The 20,751-nt window shown below is 66.1% G+C and carries 26 protein-coding genes and 2 tRNA genes; 15 read left to right on the top strand and 13 right to left on the bottom strand.

Going from position 1 to position 20,751, the window contains the following annotated elements; all coding sequences use genetic code 11:
- The first annotated feature begins 33 nt into the window (after nt 1-33).
- From MUK72_RS05660 to MUK72_RS05630, 7 genes are all read left to right on the top strand, one after another.
- Nucleotides 34-107: transfer RNA gene (locus MUK72_RS05660), tRNA-Tyr, on the top strand.
- 99 nt (nt 108-206) lie between these two features.
- The gene (locus MUK72_RS05655) at nt 207-557 is read left to right on the top strand and encodes a DUF5789 family protein (protein WP_244704698.1); all 351 of its coding nucleotides are present in this window, start codon (nt 207-209) and stop codon (nt 555-557) included.
- Nucleotides 558-653: 96 nt separating this feature from the next.
- Complete coding sequence (locus tag MUK72_RS05650; RefSeq protein ID WP_244704696.1) at nt 654-1,586, top strand: DUF4129 domain-containing protein; 933 nt, start codon at nt 654-656, stop codon at nt 1,584-1,586.
- Nucleotides 1,583-2,158 (top strand): DUF7269 family protein, encoded by a 576-nt coding sequence (locus tag MUK72_RS05645; RefSeq protein ID WP_244704694.1) that lies wholly within the window; start codon nt 1,583-1,585, stop codon nt 2,156-2,158. The genes MUK72_RS05650 and MUK72_RS05645 overlap by 4 nt, the downstream gene beginning before the upstream one ends.
- Nucleotides 2,155-3,462: a DUF58 domain-containing protein gene (locus MUK72_RS05640; protein WP_244704692.1), complete on the top strand. Its 1,308-nt coding sequence runs from the start codon at nt 2,155-2,157 to the stop codon at nt 3,460-3,462. Before MUK72_RS05645 ends, MUK72_RS05640 begins: the two co-directional genes overlap by 4 nt.
- Nucleotides 3,459-3,956 (top strand): DUF7519 family protein, encoded by a 498-nt coding sequence (locus tag MUK72_RS05635; protein WP_244704689.1) that lies wholly within the window; start codon nt 3,459-3,461, stop codon nt 3,954-3,956. Before MUK72_RS05640 ends, MUK72_RS05635 begins: the two co-directional genes overlap by 4 nt.
- 143 nt (nt 3,957-4,099) lie before the next feature.
- Nucleotides 4,100-4,291 (top strand): hypothetical protein, encoded by a 192-nt coding sequence (locus MUK72_RS05630; RefSeq protein ID WP_244704687.1) that lies wholly within the window; start codon nt 4,100-4,102, stop codon nt 4,289-4,291.
- A 1-nt stretch (nt 4,292) separates the two neighbouring features.
- Here MUK72_RS05630 and MUK72_RS05625 read toward each other — a convergent pair whose 3' ends face one another.
- Nucleotides 4,293-5,240, bottom strand: a complete 948-nt coding sequence (locus tag MUK72_RS05625; protein ID WP_244704685.1) for an AAA family ATPase — start codon at nt 5,238-5,240, stop codon at nt 4,293-4,295.
- Nucleotides 5,241-5,324: 84 nt separating this feature from the next.
- Between MUK72_RS05625 and MUK72_RS05620 the strand changes: the two genes are divergently transcribed.
- Nucleotides 5,325-5,409, top strand: a tRNA-Ser gene (locus tag MUK72_RS05620).
- Between the two features lie 249 nt (nt 5,410-5,658).
- Here MUK72_RS05620 and MUK72_RS05615 read toward each other — a convergent pair.
- The 8 genes from MUK72_RS05615 to tnpC all read right to left on the bottom strand — a co-directional run bounded on the left by MUK72_RS05615 (nt 5,659) and on the right by tnpC (nt 11,450).
- Complete coding sequence (locus tag MUK72_RS05615) at nt 5,659-5,892, bottom strand: DUF8142 family protein (protein WP_244704683.1); 234 nt, start codon at nt 5,890-5,892, stop codon at nt 5,659-5,661.
- A 41-nt stretch (nt 5,893-5,933) separates the two neighbouring features.
- Nucleotides 5,934-6,191, bottom strand: coding sequence for a DUF8081 domain-containing protein (locus tag MUK72_RS05610; RefSeq protein ID WP_244704681.1), 258 nt, complete (start codon nt 6,189-6,191; stop codon nt 5,934-5,936).
- A gap of 119 nt (nt 6,192-6,310) precedes the next feature.
- Nucleotides 6,311-6,466: a 60S ribosomal export protein NMD3 gene (locus tag MUK72_RS05605; protein WP_244704679.1), complete on the bottom strand. Its 156-nt coding sequence runs from the start codon at nt 6,464-6,466 to the stop codon at nt 6,311-6,313.
- A 147-nt stretch (nt 6,467-6,613) separates the two neighbouring features.
- Nucleotides 6,614-8,470 carry a DUF2070 family protein gene (locus tag MUK72_RS05600; protein ID WP_244704677.1) on the bottom strand — a complete coding sequence of 619 codons (1,857 nt, stop codon included), beginning with the start codon at nt 8,468-8,470 and terminating at the stop codon, nt 6,614-6,616.
- 36 nt (nt 8,471-8,506) lie between these two features.
- On the bottom strand, nt 8,507-9,064 hold the full coding sequence (locus MUK72_RS05595; RefSeq protein ID WP_244704675.1) for a GMP synthase subunit A: 558 nt from the start codon (nt 9,062-9,064) through the stop codon (nt 8,507-8,509).
- Between the two features lie 54 nt (nt 9,065-9,118).
- Nucleotides 9,119-9,643 (bottom strand): DUF7097 family protein, encoded by a 525-nt coding sequence (locus tag MUK72_RS05590; protein WP_244704673.1) that lies wholly within the window; start codon nt 9,641-9,643, stop codon nt 9,119-9,121.
- Nucleotides 9,644-9,668: 25 nt separating this feature from the next.
- A complete protein-coding gene (locus MUK72_RS05585) occupies nt 9,669-9,833 on the bottom strand; it encodes a hypothetical protein (RefSeq protein WP_244704671.1) in 165 nt (54 codons plus the stop codon).
- A gap of 198 nt (nt 9,834-10,031) precedes the next feature.
- The gene (gene tnpC, locus MUK72_RS05580) at nt 10,032-11,450 is read right to left on the bottom strand and encodes an IS66 family transposase (RefSeq protein WP_244699194.1); all 1,419 of its coding nucleotides are present in this window, start codon (nt 11,448-11,450) and stop codon (nt 10,032-10,034) included.
- A gap of 188 nt (nt 11,451-11,638) precedes the next feature.
- Between tnpC and MUK72_RS05575 the strand changes: the two genes are divergently transcribed.
- The 4 genes from MUK72_RS05575 (at nt 11,639) to MUK72_RS05560 (ending at nt 15,907) form a co-directional block, all read left to right on the top strand.
- Nucleotides 11,639-12,403, top strand: coding sequence for a PGF-CTERM sorting domain-containing protein (locus MUK72_RS05575; protein WP_244704670.1), 765 nt, complete (start codon nt 11,639-11,641; stop codon nt 12,401-12,403).
- A 168-nt stretch (nt 12,404-12,571) separates the two neighbouring features.
- Nucleotides 12,572-14,080, top strand: a complete 1,509-nt coding sequence (locus MUK72_RS05570; RefSeq protein WP_244704669.1) for a 2-isopropylmalate synthase — start codon at nt 12,572-12,574, stop codon at nt 14,078-14,080.
- A 177-nt stretch (nt 14,081-14,257) separates the two neighbouring features.
- Nucleotides 14,258-15,118 carry a 3-hydroxyacyl-CoA dehydrogenase family protein gene (locus tag MUK72_RS05565; protein WP_244704667.1) on the top strand — a complete coding sequence of 287 codons (861 nt, stop codon included), beginning with the start codon at nt 14,258-14,260 and terminating at the stop codon, nt 15,116-15,118.
- 45 nt (nt 15,119-15,163) lie between these two features.
- The gene (locus MUK72_RS05560; RefSeq protein ID WP_244704665.1) at nt 15,164-15,907 is read left to right on the top strand and encodes a hypothetical protein; all 744 of its coding nucleotides are present in this window, start codon (nt 15,164-15,166) and stop codon (nt 15,905-15,907) included.
- Nucleotides 15,908-15,930: 23 nt separating this feature from the next.
- On the opposite strand, the gene MUK72_RS05555 is transcribed toward MUK72_RS05560, so the two are convergent.
- From MUK72_RS05555 to MUK72_RS05540, 4 genes are all read right to left on the bottom strand, one after another.
- Nucleotides 15,931-17,022: a glycosyltransferase gene (locus MUK72_RS05555; protein WP_244704663.1), complete on the bottom strand. Its 1,092-nt coding sequence runs from the start codon at nt 17,020-17,022 to the stop codon at nt 15,931-15,933.
- A gap of 135 nt (nt 17,023-17,157) precedes the next feature.
- The gene (locus MUK72_RS05550; RefSeq protein ID WP_244704661.1) at nt 17,158-17,586 is read right to left on the bottom strand and encodes an HVO_A0114 family putative DNA-binding protein; all 429 of its coding nucleotides are present in this window, start codon (nt 17,584-17,586) and stop codon (nt 17,158-17,160) included.
- Complete coding sequence (locus tag MUK72_RS05545; RefSeq protein ID WP_244704659.1) at nt 17,567-17,887, bottom strand: toxin-antitoxin system TumE family protein; 321 nt, start codon at nt 17,885-17,887, stop codon at nt 17,567-17,569. The genes MUK72_RS05550 and MUK72_RS05545 overlap by 20 nt, the downstream gene beginning before the upstream one ends.
- 162 nt (nt 17,888-18,049) lie before the next feature.
- Nucleotides 18,050-19,096, bottom strand: coding sequence for a glycosyltransferase family 4 protein (locus MUK72_RS05540; protein WP_244704657.1), 1,047 nt, complete (start codon nt 19,094-19,096; stop codon nt 18,050-18,052).
- A gap of 88 nt (nt 19,097-19,184) precedes the next feature.
- On the opposite strand from MUK72_RS05540, the gene MUK72_RS05535 reads away from it, so the two are divergent.
- Genes MUK72_RS05535 through MUK72_RS05525 form a run of 3 tightly spaced genes read left to right on the top strand, consistent with a single transcriptional unit; the run spans nt 19,185 to nt 20,732 of the window.
- Nucleotides 19,185-19,460 (top strand): ribonuclease P protein component 4, encoded by a 276-nt coding sequence (locus tag MUK72_RS05535; protein WP_244704655.1) that lies wholly within the window; start codon nt 19,185-19,187, stop codon nt 19,458-19,460.
- A 31-nt stretch (nt 19,461-19,491) separates the two neighbouring features.
- Nucleotides 19,492-19,740, top strand: coding sequence for a YhbY family RNA-binding protein (locus MUK72_RS05530; RefSeq protein WP_004051491.1), 249 nt, complete (start codon nt 19,492-19,494; stop codon nt 19,738-19,740).
- Nucleotides 19,740-20,732 carry a mechanosensitive ion channel family protein gene (locus MUK72_RS05525; protein ID WP_004051490.1) on the top strand — a complete coding sequence of 331 codons (993 nt, stop codon included), beginning with the start codon at nt 19,740-19,742 and terminating at the stop codon, nt 20,730-20,732. The genes MUK72_RS05530 and MUK72_RS05525 overlap by 1 nt, the downstream gene beginning before the upstream one ends.
- Nucleotides 20,733-20,751 lie beyond the last annotated feature (19 nt).

Below are 20,751 nucleotides of genomic sequence, written 5' to 3'. Positions count from 1 at the left end.
CGTTAAGTTCGATAGTCCGATTGTTCGTACTGTCCGCCCTTAGCTCAGCCTGGTAGAGCAGCCGACTGTAGATCGGCTTGTCCCCCGTTCAATTCGGGGAGGGCGGATTTCCTCGCCAAACGAATCGAAGTCGAGTCGGACGACCGACGAGTGCGGGTTGCAGTTGCCGGTGACATACTTTTTCCGCCGGGCGTCGTACGCTGCGTATGCCCGACGAGGGACGGAACACCGACCGCGCACGGGAGCGCCAGCACGACCGCGCCGAACACGTCGAGAGCATCCTCGACGACGTCGAAGCCGACGTCAGCGATCGACAGTACCCTGTCAGAAGCGAGGAGCTCGCCACCGAGTACGCCGATCAGCCGATCGATATGCCGAACGAAACCGAATCGATGGGCAGCGTCTTCGATCGGCTCGACGACGAGTACGACACGCCCGAGGAGGTTCGCGAGGCGCTCTACGGCGAGCTCACGGGGGAGGCGGGCGAGGCGAACGAGTACAACGACGAGCGCGACCTGGAGGCGCTCGACGAGGCCGCGGAGTCGGATCGAGCGTAGTCGATCGAGGTCGGGAATCGATTCAAAATAGCCAGAGGCCGTCGATTCGCCGCCCGCGGGATAACACTCATGACGGCCCCGTCCCGCAGGTAGGTCGTGAATCGCGACGCGCTCGGCGTCGTCTTACTCGCCGTACTGGCGATCCTCGCAATCGCCGTCGGGGCCGCCGCCATCGACGCACCGACGCAAGCGGCCGGGAGCGCCACGGGGAGCGGTGGCGGGAGCGGCGGCCTCCTCGGCGAGGGGCAGACGTTCGACCTCGGCCAGCAGGCTCAGATCGATCCGTCGGGTGGCTCGGGAGCGATCGAGGCCCTTCTCCAGCTACTCGTCATCGTGCTCGTCGGTGGGTTTCTCGTCGGTCTGTACGTCCTGCGCGACGAACTCGGTCTCCGCGATCTCGGCATCGTCGCGCTCGGATCGGTCGTTCTGGCTGGCCTGCTGTTCGGGCTATACCGCCTCCTCGGTTTCCTCGGTAACAACGACGCGGCGAACGGGAGTGGTGTCGCCGGCAGGCGAACACCCGTGTTTCCGGGCGGTGGCAGCGACGGGGCGGCCGACAGCGTTGCTCAGACCGTTTCGACCGATCCGCTGCTCGTGCTCGCCGTCGCCGCCGTACTTCTCGTCGGGATCGGGCTCCTCGTTCGTTCCCGGCGGACGACCGACGAGAACGAAAATGATGGAGAATCAACACCGGCGGCGTCGAACTCGTCGTCCCCCAGTGCGGCCGAACTCGGGCGTGCGGCCGGAAACGCGGCCGACCGCATCGCCGACGACACGAGTACCGACAACGAGATCTACCGTGCGTGGCGGGAGATGATCGAGCAGTTGAACATGGGAAACCCGCGCTCACGGACCCCGGAGGAGTTCGCCCGCGCCGCGACCGACGCCGGCATGGCCCGCGAAAACGTCACCGAACTCACCGACGTCTTCAGAGCCGTGCGCTACGGCGGCACCGACGCTACTGCGGAACGCGAAGCGCGGGCGGTGGCCGCACTGCGGCGCATCGAGGACGACGCGGAGGAGCGATGAGTCGCGGACGATCGCTGGCCGTCGCGGTCGGCGTCGCACTCGTCCTCTGGGGGTTGGCCGTCGCGAGCGTGCCGGGGTTCGCCGGTGGCATCACGCTGACGACCGAACTGCTCGGCGCGGTCGCGATCGTCGCGCTCGCCGGCGGCGCTGCGGCCGTCCGCTCGCGATTTCGAGCCGAGGAGACGGAGTACGAGCTGCCGACGCCCGAATCCGCGGGCGAGTTCTCGACACCGGGCGGGGGGTTCGATGACGCCGTCGCCGAACTCGCGCCCGGCGGGCGGATGCGGGGAGCCAGCCAGCGCCGCACGATACGCGACCGGCTGGACGAACTCGCCATCAGAATACTGATTCAGCAGGGAGCCAGCGAGCAGGCTGCCCGCGAACAGCTCGCGGAGGGGGCGTGGACCGATGACCCCTATGCGGCGGCGTTTTTCGCCGAGGCACGCGCCTCGGACGTTCCTCTCGAAGAACGCCTGCGTGCGGCGTTCAGCGGCGAGCCGAGCGAGCGCCGGCGGGCACGCCACGCGGCCGACGCGCTTGCCACCGTCGCGAATCGGGAGCGCGAGCAGTGAGTCGTTCCGAACGGGAGCGGAGCGCGAGCGCGGACGATGGACGTGTGCGTCGAACGAGCCGCTGGCGGGGAGTGAGCGCACTCGCGCTGGTCGCCGGAGCGGTCGGCATCCTCGCCGACAGCGCCGGTCTCGTGCTCGTCGGCGTCGTCGGTATCGTCTTCGCCGGGTTCGCACGGGCCGCACAGCCACCGACCGTCGATCTCTCCATCGAGCGATCGGTGAGCGACGCCGAACCGGCTTCCGAACAAGAGGTGACGGTCACGGTGACGATCGAAAACACCGGCGACTCCTTCCTGTCCGATCTCCGGATCATCGATGGCGTGCCGCCCGCACTCGCCGTCGAATCGGGATCGCCACGGCTAGCGACCGCACTCAGACCGGGTGAAACGACGACATTCTCCTACGACGTGAGCGCTGCTCGCGGTCGACACGCTTTCGAGCCAGCGTTCGCCATCGCCCGCGACGCGAGCGGGGCGGTCGAGCGACGGCACGAGGTGGTGGCGATCGACGAGACACCGATCACCTGCGTGCCGGCACTCGATGCACAGGTGACGATCGGGCTTCGCCAGCAGACGATCGGCCAGCCCGGGCGCGTGCTCACCGACATCGGCGGGTCGGGCGTTGCCTTCCACACCACCCGCGAGTACCGCCCGGGCGACCCGCTCTCGCGCATCGACTGGAACCGAAAGGCGAAGACCGGCGACCTTTCGACCGTGGACTTCCGCGAGGAGCGCGCTGCCGCGGTCGTATTGCTCGTCGACGCGCGCGAGGGTTCCTATCGCGCGCCGGACGGGGATCGTGACAGCGCGGTCGAGCGGAGCGTCGCGGCCAGCGGAGCGCTGTACGCCGCGCTGACGGACGCGGAGAACCCGGTCGGGATCGCCGCGCTCGCGCCCGAATCCTGTTGGCTCGCGCCGGGGCTCGGGGCGAGCCATCGCGCCCGTGCCCGCGAACTGCTCGCGACTCATCCGGCGCTCGCGCCGACACCACCGGACGAACCGTTCTTCCCGTCGATCCGGCTGCGACGACTGCGCCGTCGGCTGCCGTCCGAGGCGCAGTTGGTGGTCTGCTCGCCGCTGTGCGACGACTACATCGTGGGGCTCCTCCAGCGACTGGACGCCAGCGGTCATCGCGTGACCGTTCTCAGTCCCGATCCCACGAGCGACGAAACGCCCGGCCAGCGGGTGGCTCGCACCGAACGCGCCCTCCGCCTGTCGACGCTGCGCGCGGCTGGGATCCCGGTCGTCGACTGGGGAGCCGAATCGCTCGCCGTCGCGCTCGCTCGGGCGGAGGGCTCGCGATGAGCACCGCGGCGATCGACGACGCGCCGCCACGGGCGAGCACCGCCATCGCGATCGGCGTCGCAGCCATCGGGACGCTGTCGCTGGCACTCTCGGGACCCGCGGCCGTCGTCGGCGCGGTCGGCGTCGTCGGTCTCGCGGTCGGGCTGCGCTCGTCGTCGCGAGCGGCCGTTACGCTCGGGGCCACGGGACTGTTCTGCGGAACGCTACTCGCGGGGCTCGCCGGCGCGCCATCCCCACTCCTGCTGGCGGCGACCGCCGCTACGGTCGTCGCGTGGGACGTCGCCGAGTTCGGCATCGGCCTCGGCGAGACGGTCGGCAGGGCGGCCACGACACGTCGGGCGGAACTCGTCCACGCAGGCACGAGCGGTGCGCTGGCACTGATCGGGGCCGGCGGCGGATTCGCCGTCTATCGGCTGGCCGGCGGCGGGCCGGCGCTCGTCCCGATCGCGCTGCTGTTCGGCGCGGTGGTGCTCGTCCTCACGCTACGGCCCTGAGCGCGGCCGTGTGGGCGCGAAACGATTCCCGGTACCGACGTGATCCGAACCATGTCATTGCGAACCAGTATGAAGGTGTGCGAGCCGGAACGAACCGTTCCTTCCCTGACGTTTATTCCCACAGCGCTGCGAGAATGGACGCAATGTCGGAATCAGACACCATGCCGGACGAGTCGGGTGCGCCGTATCTCGCCTTCGGCGCGCTCGGCTCCGTGGCGCTCGCACTGTACGAATACTACGCCCGCGGCAACAAGCAGCGCGGGATGTTCATCGGCCTTTGGCCGCCGACGATGATCGGCTTCGCGATCTACCAGACGCTTCAGCACGAGGAATAGCTCAGACCGTCGGCACCGGCAGTTCATCGAGTACACTCTCGACGATCGCTCGTTTTTCGACGTCCTCGACGGCGGCATCGGGCGTGAGCACCAGCCGATGGGCGAGCACCGCGGGCGCGATGCGTTTCACGTCCTCGGGCGTGACGAACGCACGGCCAGACAGCACCGCACGGGCACGGGCAGCCTCGAACAGTCGCTGCGTGCCCCGCGGCGAGACACCAACCGAACACGCCGAGCGCTGGCGGGTGGTCCGCGCGATGGCGACCGCGTAGGCCAGCAGATCCTCGTCGACGCGCACCGATTCCGGAACCTCCTGCAGCGCGCGCACCCGATCGGCCGAAAGCACTCGTTCCGTTCGCGGGCTTCGCTCGTCGCGCTCGGCGCGCCGCCGGAGGAGTTCGATCTCGCCGCTCTCGTCGGGATAACCGATCGCCGTTTCGACGAGAAAACGATCGACCTGTGCCTCGGGAAGCTCGAACGTGCCCGCCATCTCGACGGGGTTCTGCGTCGCGATGACGACGAAGGGGTCGGGAAGATCGTGGGTCTCGCCGTCGACGGTGACCTGGCGCTCCTCCATCGCCTCTAGAAGGGCGGCCTGCGTCTTCGGCGGCGCACGATTGATCTCGTCGGCGAGCACGACGTTCGCGAAGATCGGTCCCTGCGAGAACGAGAACTCGCCCGTGCTCTCGTCGTAGACGTGCGTACCGGTCACGTCCGACGGCAAGAGGTCTGGTGTGAACTGCACGCGCGAGAAGGAGAGCCCGAGCGCGCGGGCGATGTTGCGGGCGATGAGCGTCTTGCCCGTGCCCGGAACGTCCTCGATGAGCACGTGGCCGCGCGCGAGCACGCCCATGAGGATCGTTTCGAGCAGCGAGCGCTCGGCGATCACGGTCGCATCGAGCGCGTCGAGAACCCGCTCGATCTCGCCGTGGGCCGCGTCGATCTCCATGATCGTTCGGGTGTGTCGAGGCGCTTAGGTGTGGCGATGGCGATCGAAATCCATAAAGTGGTCTCGGGCGAACGGGTTAACGGAGCCGGGGTAGCCTAGCCTGGCCAAGGCGGTTGCCTCGAAAGCAACTGTCCTCACGGACTCGTGAGTTCAAATCTCACCCCCGGCGCTTTCCTGCAACCAGCGATCCAAGACGGAACTTCGTCTTCCACAGTCGAGCAGATGCGATGGCGTGAGATTTGAACGAGAGCGGACGCAGCCCGCGAGCGAGTACAACGAGCGAGCAGGAACGTCCGCACGTGGGTCACATCTTACCCCCGGCGCTTTTCCAAAAACGATGACGGCGGGAGAGTTCTCTAACTCACACAGTCGCACGGCCGTACAGTAATTTCCGGTTCGTTGGCTTCCGAGCGGCTGCTCAGGCCACATCGTCCGGGTCGTCGAGGCGACTGTTGATGAACCCGCCGCGGAAGGCGACCCACGCGAGCGCGCTCACGAACAGGATCGGCGGGAGAACGGCGAGCCCCATGATCGGTTTGAGGCCCCAGAGCACGACGAACGCGACGGAGGCCAGTCCGAGCGCGAGAAACGGCAGCACGGCGAGCGCCGCGCGCTTGCGGTTCGGCTTCCCGTCGTCCTCGGAGTTACCCATATGTCGCCGTGGAGGCCAATGGGCAAAAGGAGTCCGCTCGCTCAGAGCGAAGTCTGCCGGCCCGTGCGTCGGGCGGCGCCGGCGCGCTGGCCACCGACGAGATAGCCGTCGACCCCGCTCGTGTCGTGCGGGGCAGCGTCCTGCACCCACACTCCGACGCGGCGCTCGCTCGCCCACTCGCGTGCGAGCGCCTTCGATTCGAACAGCCGTCGCGGACCCTCTTCGTGGACCCACTCGCCGGCCCGCGAGCTCTGTCGCCGCGCCGAGGGTTTGATCTCCAGAACGTATCCCTCGCTCACGACTCGACGAACGTGCTTGCCACTCTTTTGATTGTGGGTCGCGGCCGCCGGTGACGGGGCTGCGGCGGTGGATGCGACGACGAGGCTGCGATGCCGACCACGTCGTCATCCCGCGATCGCTACCAGCGGTTCGTGACGTCCGTGCTCCCGCAGTCCGGACACTGCGTGAGAACCCCGAGCGGCGGGGATTCGACCGTCTCCCACTGGTCGTCGCCGGGCATGGCCTCGAACCCACAGTTCAGACACAGCGACGGCCGCTTCATCGATTCACTCATGATCACACGACGCGGCCGTCCGCACACGTTCCCGCGACGCCGTACTCACCGATCCCGAGCCGCCATTGCCGTGGACTGCTCGTGGCATACTGCCAGCTACCACGGGCGGCACCGTAACTGTTTCCACGGAATGTAATTTGTCCGACGTTAAGTGAGCAGGAAAACGAGCACGCTGATCGTGAAGAGCGCGAGCGTGACCGCGCCGGCGAGCGCGCCGCCCATCGTCACCATCGCGTTGGCGTGGCTGGCGAGCGTCTCGGTTCGGTCGTTGCCGAAGACGTTGACGCGGGCACGCTCGGTCGCCATCCCGGCCTCGATCGGCTCGCAGTCGGCGAGCGCTTCTTCGACCAGCGACGTGATCCGGTCGATCAGCTCGTCGTGTGGGATCGCGCCGCCGACCTGGTTCGTCGATTCGAGCGTGTTCACGACGTGGGTGTCGCTCGTCATCACCTCGGCGGTATCGACGGCGTCGAGCCGGCCGACGATCGCCTCGCGCAGACCGGGCTCCATGTTGTTGCCGTCGACGAGCACGTAGGCGGTGGTCTCGTCGCCGGCGGCGAACACCGCGACACGGATGCCGAGCGGGCCGATCCCCTCCGCCGGCGTCCAGGGCGTCTCGTCCCACGCGACGCCGAGCGAGAGCGGTTCGCGCGGCGCGCCCGTGAGATCGCCGGCCACCTCGCCGACCGCCTCGATGAGATCGAACGAGCGCTGGCTGCCCGGGACGACGTGGCCCAGATCCGGGCCGTCGAGCCCGTTGTTCGAGTTGTGTGCATCGACGAGCATCGCGTTGGAGAGTCCGTGCGCACGCGCCTCGGCGGCCGCCGATAGACCCACCGAGTAATCGATGTCGTCGGCGAAGTTCGGTGCGTAGGTCGCCACGAACAGCGCGCCGTCGCCGACGGCATGGCCCGTGACCGTCGCCTCACCGACGGTCGCACGCCGACTCGCCGAACCCGTCTCGGTGTATTCGATGCGCTCGCTCGCCCGCGCGACCGCGTCGAGAACGGTATCGACCTCGCGCTCGGTGACGAGGTTGAAGTCGTGACCGGCGGTCGCGTGTGGCGGAAACCCGAGCCCGTCGGTGCTTTCGGCGACACGCTTGGGGAGATCGCCGCCGCCGATCTCACCCATCGGGCCGGGATGGATCATCGGGAGGACGAACCGTGCCTTCTCGGTGCCGTCGGGGCGACGCGCCGCGAGCACGGTGACGGGAACGAGCGCCTCCTCGCCGAGCGACGCGAAGAACTCCTCGATCTCGCGCGTCCCGTCGGCGATGTGACCGATGAACCCCCGGAGGAAGTCGAGCACGCTCACGCCGAGGCTCCGTCGCCACGGCTGGTCGATGACGGTCACGAACGCCCAGACCCCGACGGCGTAGAGCAGACAGAGAAGGGCGAGCAGGGCGAAATCGAGCGGCTCGACGGCGGCGAACTCCGCCGGCCCGCGGTTCGGCCGCGAGAGAAAGGAGAGCACGAGCGGGCCGCCGACCTCGAAGAAACGCATCATCCCGCTGTAGACGAAGACGAGCAGCGCGACCGTCGCGGTCTGGATCCCCGCCGGTATCGCCGCGATGAACAGCGACTTCCGGGAGACGGCGAGGACGACGAGCAGCCGCAGCGCGAACACCGACGCCAGTCCCACGGTGAGCACGTCGAAGACGAATCGCTGGGCGAGCGGGGTGACCACGGCAACGATGCCCGCGCCGACGAGGAAGGCGACGAGGATCAGTTCGCTGACGAGCGCGAGCAGCGAGGCTCGGTTCGGCGTGAGCTGGCCGTCGAGAGCCCGATCGACCGGCGGGGTGACGACGCTCGCGACGATCGTGGGAACCCCGATGAAGAAGACCCCCTCCCAGGCGTCTTCGAGGATGAAGCGCGAGTCGAAGGCGGCGACGCCGGCGACGGCGGCGACCAGCAGCGCGAAGCCGAGGCTCGCGTACCACTGGGGCGCGCGGAAGATGAACCGCGAGAGGGCTGCGAGATCGCCCTGCGTGGTGCTCATTGTTGCTCCGACAACCCGAGCGTGGTTAAATCCACCTCAATCGTCGCTCTCGCAGATCGCCCGGAAGTTCGCGAACAGCTCCTCGCCCCGTTCGGTGTGAGCGACCTCCGGATGCCACTGGACGCCATACAGGCCGCGTTCGGTGTCGCTCATCGCCTCGATCCCGCAGACGTCGCTCGTGGCGGTGCGGTCGAACCCGTCGGGCAGCGCCGTCACCTGGTCGGCATGGCTCGCCCAGACGCGCGTCTCCGGCGCGAGCGAGCCAACGAGCGGGTCCGTCTCGTCGTCGATATCGACTGTGACGTCGGCGTAGCCTCCGTACTCGCCAGCGCCGACCGCGCCGCCGTACTCGTCGGCGATGATCTGCATGCCGAGACAGATGCCTAATACGGGAACGTCCGCGTCGAGATACTCGCCGGAGCGCCCGCGCTCGTCGATGTCCGGCCCACCCGAGAGCACGATCCCGTCAGCGTCGATCCCGTCGGGCGGCGTCGCGTTCTCGACGATGCCGGTCTCGACGCCGATGTCGTCCAGCGCACGGCCCTCCAGATGGGTGAACTGGCCGCCGTTGTCGACGACGACGATTGTAGTCATACTAGGTCGTGGCGACGAATCGGCTAAAGACTCCCGAAAACACGGTCGGGTGTCTCAGCCGTCGTCCCGGCGCTCGGCGGCCGACGAGAAATCGAGTTCGGCGTGTTCACGACTTCGTCGACCCTCCCTGACGGCGAGCGCCTCGGTGTCGGGGCTGGCGTCGTCGTCGATGCGCGCCCACGACTCGTGGATCTTGGCGTGACACCACCGACAGAGGAAGACGGTGATCTCGTGGCTCGTGTGCTCGTCGTCGGCGTAGGAGAGATGATGCTCTTCGAGCAGCGGTCGTTCGTCCGAGTGGGCCTGTCGGCGCTCGTCGAGCCCGCAGCGGACGCACTCGCGCGAGCGATTTCGCGCGCGAAAGTGCGGACAGTCGGCCCAGTCCCAGTCGGGACCGGCGTCGGTAACGACCGGACAGGCGAAGTCGTCGGCGCGGCGCTCGCGGGCGAACGCAGGGTCGTGGCGGTCGTGTTCGAGCGCGTACCGACAGCGCCCGTCGTCGGTGAGATGATCGCACCGCTCGACGAACGCGTAGGGGTCCTCGACGCCGACCGAACTGCCGGCGGGCGTCTTCTCCATACCCGACCCTCGTTCCGAATCGACGTCAATGCCAGCCTTTCAGCAGCACCGCACCGACGAACCCAGCCAACCCGGCGATCGCGGCGGTGCCGAGTCTGGACACGAGCCCCGCCGATGATGCTGCGGTGAGCCATGCACCGATCGCGAGTCCCACCGCGATGGCGATCGTGCCCCGATTGTACGTGTCCATAGCTGTGTCGACTCGGCAGAACCACAAATAATCACGTACTCGAAACGGTTGGTCGTATCCGATCGCTCCGTTCGTCACCGGCCGATCCGACGGTTTCGCCTGACTGAAGACGAACAGAAATATTTCAATCGGATTTTTTGGTGTATGAAAACGAACGAATATTGAATGATCATGTTTGCGAAGATATGAGGTATGTGTTTAGCGCAGTCCGTTCGTAGATGCCTCTGCACGTGATTCTGGTTCCTCTCCTCCGAGTATCGACATCAGTTGATCCGGCGGATCGAGTCCCTGTCGTTCCCACGTCGCTACCATCGTCGAGAGCGTTTCGTGGATGCGGACTCCGGTTTCCGACCGGAGTCCGCCGAACATCTTCCGCATCACTACCTGCTCGCGTAGAGCGCGCTCTGCGCGATTATTCGTCGAATCAACGTCCGGTTCCGTGACGAACGTCAGCCAACTTCCCAGCCCGTTCCTGATCTTCTCGACTAGTTGCGTCACTTCCTCGGTCTCGTAGCCCGCTCTGATTAACTCCTCCAGACACAGCGAGGCCTGTGCCCGCCTCCGCTCGCGGACGGAGGCGGGCGGGTCCTCTTCGTCGAACGCGGTCAAATCCTCGTGGAGGTCGTGTAGTACCTCCGAGATCGGCTCTGCTTCCTCGTGCCGTTCAGCTACGTACTTCGCCTCTCGTAGAAGGTGCGCCCAGCACCGCTGGAGTTTGCCGTGATAGCTCGGATACGCCGACCAGCCGTCACAGCTCAAAGTGGCGTCCTCGGCGAGTTCGTCGCCGAGGACGTCCTCCAGTACCTGACTTCCGCGGCTCTCGTCGATCGTATAGAAGACGTCCTCGTCGGTCACGAACGTCCAGACCCAGTGCTGGTCGCCGTCGACCGGAAAGCCAGTTTCATCGCAGTAGATGACGTCGCTGTCACGGACGCTGGCTCGAACGTCCTCGTACGCGGGTCGCAGCCGGTCTGCGACCCGCTCGGTCATGTTGTAGATCGTTGCCGGTGAAACCGGATGGTCGAGCTGCCAGTCGAACAGTTCGGCCTGCTTCCGGTGCGGAAGCCGGCCGTGATAGCGGAGGAGAGCGGTTTGGGCCAGCAAGCGTGGCCCAAACCGCCCGGTCTCCGGGCAATCAGGATGTTCGGCGACAACTTCGTTGCCACAGGAGCACTCCTGCTTTCCGAGCTCGTATTTCGTGACTTCGGTCGGGATGGGAAGCGGAATATCGACGATGACGCGGGAGACGTACTCATCGGGATCGGTGAGAACGCAGTCGCAATCGGGACAGTACGCCTCCCCGACCCGGACGGTCCTGTCCGGTTCGGGTGGTGGCCGGGTCGTTCCGTCGTGACCGGAGTTGCGTCCGGGTCCGGACGAGGAGTCGCTGGCGGCGTCTGCGTCGCCGCCAGCTTCGTCGTTCTCGTCGTTTTGCTCGGAATCGTCGTCCTGTGGCTGTTGTCCAGCACCGCCCTGCTTGCTGGACGGTGTGTGGGCGTTTTCGTACTTCTTGAGGCGGTTTTCGAGCTCTTCGATTCGTTCGTTCTGCTCGGCGTTTTGCTGGCGAAGAAACGCGTTCTCAGCGAGAAGAGCGAGATCTCGTTGGGGAAGGATCATTCGACCCACAGAACGGATCGCCGGGGTCGAACGACCCGGCGATCCGTCAGGCCCGGAAAGCACGATTAGCGGCTGTTCGTCCTGCTCTTCCCTGAGAGCTACGGTTTCGACTCGACTGTTCCGCTAAACACCTACGATATGAGAAGGCTATTATTGTCGGTCAGGCGTATTTTTGAGCCGTAGAGAAAATGAAACTGTCAAACACATCGCTGGTTGTCGGACTGGTTTGTCTGCTTATCGCAGGTGCTTCAACCATCGGTGTCGCGCAAGCGCAACTGCAAGAGGACGAGCCCAACGACGACAATGGAGCCGCAACACCGCTCGAAGACGACGAGACGGGCGGTGAGATCGAAGTGACAGGTGACGAAGACTGGTACGAGTTCGACGTCGAAGAGGGTGACAGCATCTCGCTCGTCTACACCGGCGGGACGCCCAACGGGATACTGTCCGTCGATCTCGTCGGTCCCGACGAGGAGACGATCGACGACGCATACCTCGAATCCGAGGGCGGCCGCGCACAGATAACGGCCACCGCCGAGCGGACGGGGACGTACTACACGAAGGTGAGCTTCACGGGGTTCGCCGATCTCGACGAACCGGCCGCGTACACGGTGACGAAGGAGTCGCCGGAGACCAAGGAACTTGAGACGGCGACGCCGACCGCAACAGCCACTGCAACGCCAACGCCTCCCGCGACAGCGACTCCAACGGCGACGCCGACCGCAACGCCAACGGCAACCAGTACACCGACGCCGACTGCCACGACGACGGTCGTGAAATCGACGACACAGTCATCGACGGGGATGGATGATGGGACGAACGGTACCGCCGTGAATCAGTCCACGACCGGGAATCAGAGCGACGGGAGCAGCACGTCCGGTCCTGGATTCGGTGTTCTGAGTGCGGTCGTCGCTCTGTTGGCACTCGTCTTCATCGGAGTTCGACAGCGCTGATCGACCGTCGCTGTCGCCGTGCAGTGCATCGGTTACCTATCTTTGATCACACACGAGCACGAATACGCGCCACCGCTGCTCACAACGAGAACGTCGAGTCGCAACATCTGTCGGAACGCACTCTTTTAAATACCGCCCGCGCTGCGCTGCGAGTGGCTATCATGACCGGTGAACGTTTTATTCGGGGGCTCCCCCGAAACTACCCCGCTGTCTGACACTGACGTACAGTTTCTCGATACAACGCTCCGCGACGGCGAGCAAGCCCCCGGCGTGTCGCTCACGCCGAGCGAGAAGGTCGACATCGCCCGCAAACTCGACACGGCCGGCGTCTCGACGATCGAGGCCGGCAGCGCCTGCACCGGCGCGGGCGAGCGCGAGACCATCTCGCGGGTGACGAGCGAGGGGCTCGACGCGCGGGTGACGAGCTTCTGTCGCGGCATCAGAGGCGACATCGATCTCGCGCTCGACTGTGACGTCGACGGGATCAACCTCGTCGTACCCGCCAGCGAGCGCCACATCGAGGGCAAGGTCGGCACGAGCCGCGGCGGCGTCGTCGAGACCACCGTCGAGCTCGTCGAGTACGCCCGCGAGCACGGACTCTGGGTCGAGGTGCTCGGCGAGGATGGCAGTCGGGCCGACCCCGAGTTCCTCACCGAGCTGCTGGGCGCGGCCGTCGACGCCGGCGCGGACCGGATCTGTTACTGTGATACCGTCGGCTACGCCACGCCCGAGCACACGGGAGACGTCGTCGCCGAACTCGCCGACCTCGGCCCGACGAGCACCCACACCCACGACGATCTCGGGCTGGCGGTGGCGAACGCGTTCGCGTCGATCCGGGCGGGCGCGGACCTCGTCCACGCCACGATCAACGGGATCGGCGAGCGCGCGGGCAACGTCGCGCTCGAAGAGGTCGCCATCGCGCTCGCCGAGGGCTACGACAACGAGACCGTCGATACCAGAGGCCTCTACGATCTCGGGAGGACCGTCGCCGACGCGACGGGCATCGCGCTCGCACCGAACAAAGCGGTCGTGGGTGAGAACGCCTTCACGCACGAATCGGGCATCCACACCGACGGCCAGCTGAAGGACGACGCGATGTACGAACCCTATCCGCCCGAGCGGGTGGGTCGCGAGCGCCGGCTCGCCCTCGGCAAGCACACCGGCCGCGCTGGCGTCGCGGCGACGCTCGCCGAGCACGACGTCGAGGCGAGCGACGCCGATGTCGCCGAGATCACCGATCGCGTGACCGATCTGGGCGATCAGGGCAAGCGCGTGACCGACGCTGACGTGCTCGCGCTCGCCGAGACGGTGCAGGGCCGCGAACGTGAGCGCCGGGTCGAACTCGAAGATCTCACGGCGGCCAGCGGCAATGCCACCCCGACGGCGAGCGTCAGGCTCCGCGTCGATGGCGACGAACGCACCGCCAGCGGCACCGGCAGCGGGCCCGTCGACGCCGCCGTGGCGGCCGTCCGGGAGGCGCTCGGTTCCGGTCGCGACGCGACGCTCGACTCCTACCACGTCGATGCCATCACCGGCGGAACCGACGCGCTCGTCACTGTCGAAGTGGAAATGAGCCGCGACGCACAGTCGGTCTCGGTCGCCGCGAGCCACGCCGACATCACCCGGGCGAGCGTCGAGGCGATGGTCGACGCACTCGATCGACTGCTCGCGAACTGAGGCCTGCCCTCGCTCTTTCGTCACCATCGCTACCGCAACACCCAGTAGGGGTTACTGTCGAACAGAAATGGGTTGCAATCGAAGTTCGGGATCTACTGCGACAGACGATTGCCACGGAACGGTTCTTTATCGATTGCTGTCCGACAGTATTACCATCGCGCCACGGCGAGTCGAGACATGCGCGAACTCGATGCGGTCGAACGGGTGGGCGTCGTCGGCGCTGGGACGATGGGCAACGGCATCGCACAGGTCGCCGCAACCGCGGGCTACGACGTCGTCATGCGCGACATCGAGACGTCGTTCGTCGAGAACGGGCTCGACGCGATCGACGACAGCCTGGATCGGCTCGTCGACAGCGAGAAACTCACCGAGGACGAGGCCGGGGCGGCACGCGACCAGGTCACGGGCACGACCGATCTCGACGAGCTCGCCGACTGCGATCTCGTCGTCGAGGCGGCCGTCGAGGAGATGGAGATCAAACAGGACATCTTCGCCGATCTCGATAGCACTGTGCCGGAGGACGTCGTGCTCGCGACCAACACCAGCACGCTCTCGGTCACGTCGATCGCGAGTGCGACCGAACGCCCCGAGCTCGTCGTCGGATTACACTTCATGAACCCCGTCCCCGTCATGAAGGGCGTCGAGTTGGTCGTCGGCGAGCATACCGCCGACGAAACCACGGCGCTCGCCCACGACTTCGCTGCGGAGCTGGGCAAGGAAACCTGGGAATCCGACGACAAACCCGGGTTCGTCTCGAACCGCATCCTGATGCCATGGATCAATGAGGGTATCAGAACCTTCGATGAGGGTGTGGCGACGAAGGAAGACATCGATCGCGGGATGAAACTCGGCACCAACGTCCCGATGGGGCCGCTCGAACTCGCCGACCACATCGGGCTGGACATCTGTCTCGACGCCACCCGAACCCTCCACGAGGAGCTCGGCGACCGCTACACGCCGGCGTATCTCCTGAAGCGAACGGTCGAGGCGGGCGATCTCGGCAAGAAGACCGGTGCCGGCTTCTACGAGTACGACTGAGCCCGAACCGCAAGACACAGTATTCGCGCTCGAATCCGGTCGAACATGGCATTCAGCGTTCTCACCGTGCTCCGCCAGTCGCTCCGGCGGCTGGCGACGGGGCCCGCGTTGCTCGTGTTGGTGGCACTCGCCGTCGTCCAGGCGATCGCGAGATTCGTCCCCGGCGAGTTCGCCCGCACCACGCCCGGCATCATCGGTGCCGGCGGCGGTGGCGCACCGGTCGTGATCACCGGAAACCCGCTGCCGCTACTCGCGAGCTTCGTCGTCGCCGTCGTCGGCGTCTATCTCGCGCTCGTCACCATCCGCGTCTTCGCCGGCCAGTGGGGGATCGTCGAGCGCGACCATCTCACCCATCGGGTGGGCTTCGGCGTGGCGAACCTGCTCGGCGTCTCCGTCGTGCTCGCGATCGGGCTGGGCGTCGGCGCGTTCCTCGCCATCGCCCTCGGGCTCGTCGGCATCGCGCTCTGGGTCGTCCTCTTTCTCGTGCTGCTGGCGGCGTCGTTCTTCGCCCCGGCGTTCGTCGCCGTCGAGGACGACGACATCCTCACGGCGTTCCGCAAGAGCTTCGGCGTGCTACGGCGCTCGCCGGGACGGGTCGCCGCGCTCCTGCTTGCGCTCGTCATCGTGAACGCACTGCTCCAGGCGCTCGGCGGCGTCGTCACCGATGCGGTCGCCTCGATCGGGGTCGTCGGCCCGCTCGTCGTCACGATCGTCAGCGGGCTCGGCAGCGTCTTCCTCTGGATCGCGATCGCCCGCGCATACGACCACCTCGAACCGACGGCCGCCTGATCGGCGATTCGACGATCGGGAGACTACAAGACGGTATCGTAGACGCTGGCAAGCGCGTCGACCGAGTGCTCGACGCTCATCGACTCGCGCCGCGAACGACAGGTCGCCGGGAGTTCGTCGTCGGCGAGCGCGCGCCCGAGCGCGTCCCGAAACGCGTCGATATCGCCTCGTTCGTAGTGATATCCCGTTTCGCCGTCCTCGATCGTTTCGGTGAGTGCACCGCTGTCGACGCCGACGACGGGCGTTCCACAGGCCATCGCTTCGAGCGCGACCAAACCCTGCGTTTCGACGGGGCTCGGAAAGCCGAAGACGTCGAGCGCCGAGTAGAAGGCGGGGAGTTCCTCACGGTCGAGAAAGCCGAGAAAGCGGACGTCCGCATCGATCTCGTCGGCCTCTTCCTGAAGCGTCTTGCGCGCGGGACCGTCGCCAGCCAGCACGAACGTGGCGTCCATCCCTTCGGCGGCCGCCACGAGATCGGCGAGCTCCTTCTCGAACCCGTGTCGGCCGGTGTAGCCGACGAGCGGCCCGTCCGGGAGGTCGTGACGGGCGCGAAAATCAGCAGCGTTGGTCGGCGCGAACCGATCGGTGTCGACGCCGTTCGAGACGACCGACACCGGCCCGATGCCACGGTTCACGAGCGCCGTGCGGACCGTCTCGCTCGGGACGACGATGTGATCGGCACGACCGAGAAACCAGCGTTCGTAGGCATTTCCCACGCGAGCGACTGCGTCGAGTAGCCAGCCCTCGGCGAGATAGCCGGCGTACTCCGCCGTCGGCGTGTGGTAGGAGGCGACGAGCGGCTGGTCGATATCGTGCGCGAGGCGCAGACCGCCGAGGCCGAGCCCGAACGGTGTGTGCGCGTGGACGATATCGGCGTTCGCGACCGCATCGGGCACCGACGGCACGCCGACGCGGAAATTCTCGTAGAACGGAAACGGGAGGCTCCGGACGGGATGCTCGTCCGGTGTGGGTTCGTGCCCGTCGGCACCCGGATAGACGACGTCCATCCGTCCGTCGCGGCGCTGCCAGCGCTCGTGCCACGTCCGGATGGTGTAGGTGACGCCGTTCACCGTCGGCAGATAGGTGTCGGTGAAGGCGGCGACGTGTGGCGGCATCGTCCGTGATTTCAGCAGCGGGGATTAATCGGTTGTGACTTCGCGATAGCTCGTCGATGACCGCTGATCGACCCGCCTTGGCCGTCGTTCTGGCCGTTTTGCAACCGAAGCACAGGGTAATGAAAAGACGAAACGTCAGGCTTCGACGACACCGTTCGAGTTCGTCTCGTCGTTCGTCGTCAGTTCCAGCTTGACGGCGATCTCGTCGTACCAGACGCTCGGCTGCTTCGAGCGCCCGTCGTCGTCGAACTCGACGAGCCCGAGCTCTTCGAGTTCCGTCAGATTGCGATGCACCTGCCGGACGTCGCGTTCGACGAGCCGCGCCGTCTCACGGATGCTCTCGGGTTGTTCGTTGGCGAGCGTCCGGAGCAGTTCGAGGTTTCGCGGGCGCGTCACACGATGCAGGTTCTCCTCGTCGCGGTAGACGCGCTCGAAGTAGGGATCAGGCATCTCGCCCCGATCCAGGGCTTTCAGCGTCTCCTCGACGCGGTCGGCGTTCCCACGCCCGAAGCGAATGTGCATCGTGCGCGTCGGTTCGTCGTCGTTAGGGCCAGTGTTCGCCATGAGTGCGTACCTCCTGTTTGAATCGCCGGAAGAGCGAGGACAGCCCGCGAAACTCGACGTCTTCGACTTCTTCCTCGCCGATGTGTTTGTGGTGCTTCGCCGCGCCAGGGTGATCCGGAAAGTTGTCGTACCGGACGATGGTTTCGCCCTCGATCCGACCGTACTGCATGGAGTAGCGCACCCCGTTGGGATAGCGATCGGAGTCGGGCACACGCCACGCGGTGACGGCAGCGAGCGTCCCGTTTTCCGGAAATCGCTCTTTCACGTCGAGGACCTGCGTCGCTCCGTCCTCCCCGTCCATCGTCCGTTGTTATAGACTACAACGAAATAAGCGTGTTGCTGTTCCCTCCAACAGATTCTGGTCGCACCGCCGAACAGCGAGTTGGACTGTTCGTTCGATGACGGTTGGAGATTGGCGAGACAAGGCATACATGAACAGTTCTCGCCGCTTCGACGGGTGAAGTTAGACGGTGACGTCGCGATAGATGCGCGAAAGCTCCGCACCCACCCGTTCGAGGCTGTGTTCGGCCGCGGTTTCACGTGCATTCTTCCCCAACCGTTCGCGGAGGGCGGGATCGTCCGACAGTCGATCGAGCGCCTCGCGGAACTCGGCACGACTGGAGCATTTCAGACAGTCCTCACCATGGGTGAAGAACTCCTCAAAGACAGGAATATCGCTGATGACTACAGCTTTGCCACAGGCCATCGCTTCGAGCACCGCGATCCCCTGGTTCTCGTTTTTCGTCGGGAACAGATAGACGTCGCCGGCCCCGAACGCGCCGCGCTTGTCGTCGACCCACCCGGTGAAGGTGACGTTCTGTGGCGGGTTCTGCGTCCAGCGTTTCACCACTGATGAGGCCTGCGGGCCGGTGTCGTAGGGTCCGAACCAGGCAAAATCGTAGCTCGTGCTCTCGGCGAGTCGACAGAAATCGGTGAGACCCTTGCGCTCGAAGACGTTGCCGAGCGCGAAGACGACCATCCCGTCGAGATCGTAGCGCTCGCGGTACTCCCCGCGGAGTTTTTCGTGGCCCGCAAGCGAGTCGAGATCCACGCCGTTGGTGATCGTTTCGATCGGCGCATCGACAGGATAGGCTTCGAGCAGGTCCTTGGTGTACTGACTCGGGCAGAGCACGAGATCGGCCTGCGAGTAGAACCACCGGAGATAGCGCTTGAGCAGCGGGGCGATCTCCGAGGAAAAGCGAAACGATTCGCCGAAGTCCTCGGCGGTCATGTGGGCGTGGAGCACGAGCGGAATGTCGTTCCGATGGGCGTGGCGCGCGACCGCCAGACTGCCAGGACCCGGAGCGTTGCAGTGTGCGAGATCGAAATCCCGAAACGCTCCGTCGCCCGCCGCGATCGAACGAGCGGTCGAGAGGAGATCGTCACGCCACGGTGAGGTTACGACATCGATATCGGTGTCGGCGAGCGCCGCGCGCTGCTGGGCAGCGGCGGTGCCCCAGCCGCTGCGCTGGAGGGGGCCTTCGAGTTCGAGGTAGTTGAGCGCGCGCACACCGGGAGCGCGTCGGCCGGGAGAAAAAGCCCACCGAAACGGAAGGCAAAACGCATACCGCTCGCCGGTGAAGTTTTCACAATCCGCCATGACGCTCGCCGACGAACGCATCGACCGTCTGCACGCTCTCGCTCGGGAGGCAGCGCGCGCGGGTCACGACGATCGCGCCCGCGAGTGCGTCAGGCTCGCCCGCCGGATCGCCGAGCGCAATCGCCGATCGCTACCCCGGCGGTTCGAACGGTTCACCTGCGACGACTGCGACAGCTATCTCCAGCCGGGCCGGAACTGTCGGGTCCGAACGCAGGACGGCCACGTCGTGATTACCTGCGGGTGTGGCACGCAGGCGCGCTATCCGTATGAATAGGCTTACCCGCGCCGCGCGAGGACGACTGGCCATGACCGACGACCGAACGCACAGGGAGCGCGCCCACGGCGTCGACGCCACGCTGCGCGTTGGAAAGGGCGGTATCGAAAGCATCGCCGACGAACTCGACAGCCAGCTCGACGACCGCGAGCTGGTGAAGGTGAAGTTCCTCCGGGCGGCCCGTGGCGGGACGACGACCGACGAACTCGCCAGCTCGCTCGGCGAGCGGGTCGGCGCTGAGCTCGTGGAAACGCGCGGGAACACGGCGACCTACCACTAATGGCCGTCGGCTATACTGGTTGGGTCGCCCAGCAGGTCCCGGTGGAGACGCCGAACGGTTCGAACGTCTCCGAGGTCATCTCGAACCCCGAACAGGGGCCCATTGGAGAACTACTCCACGAGTTCGGCATCCCCTACTCCGACGTCCTCGGTGCGATCATCACGTTCATCATTGCGCTGTTCGTGCTGTACACGCTCGGACGGGCGACGATCGTCCCGTTCGTGAGCCGGCTGTTGAACCGGCGCAATCTGGACAAACACGAGAAAACGCCGCTGCTCCGGCTGACGAAGCTGGTCATGGGCTTTCTCGCGATCGCCGCATCACTGAACATCGCGGGCTACGGACAGCTACTCACCTCGCTCGCGGCCATCGGTGCCGCGGCGACGCTCGCGATCGGCTTCGCGCTCCAGGACAGCATCTCGAACTTCGTCGCCGGCATGTTCATCTACATCGATCGGCCGTTCCGCATCGGCGACTGGATCGAGTGGGACACCGGCACCTACGCCGGCATCGTCGAGGACATCACCTTCCGAGTCACGCGGGTGCGCACCTTCGACAACGAGCTGCTCACGGTGCCGAACTCGGTGCTCACCGGCGACGTCATCAAGAACCCCGTCGCGAAGGACGAGCTCCGCCTGCAGTTCAACTTCGGCATCGGCTACGACGACGACATCGAGGAGGCGACCGACATCATCCTCGAAGAGGCTGAAGACCACCCCGATATCCTCGACGATCCCGCACCGACAGTGCGGATGACCGAATCGTCGGAATCCGACCGCGGCGCGCTCGCCGACTCGTACGTCGGGCTCACCTCGCGCTTCTGGATCGCCGACCCGAACCGCGGCGACTATCTGAAAACGCGCGGTGAGTACGTGACGGCCGTCAAGAATCGCTTCGACGCTGTGGGAATCGACATGCCCGACCCGCAGATCGACCTCTCGGGGCAGTACGGCCAGAACCCGGCGGTCAGGATCGAATCGGTCGATCGATAGCCGACGAGACGGTCGGCAA

The sequence above is a fragment of the Halococcus dombrowskii genome (assembly GCF_022870485.1).
Classification (GTDB): domain Archaea; phylum Halobacteriota; class Halobacteria; order Halobacteriales; family Halococcaceae; genus Halococcus; species Halococcus morrhuae.
Note: the sequence above shows the minus strand (reverse complement) of the source record. Positions and strands in the feature narration are given on the sequence as shown.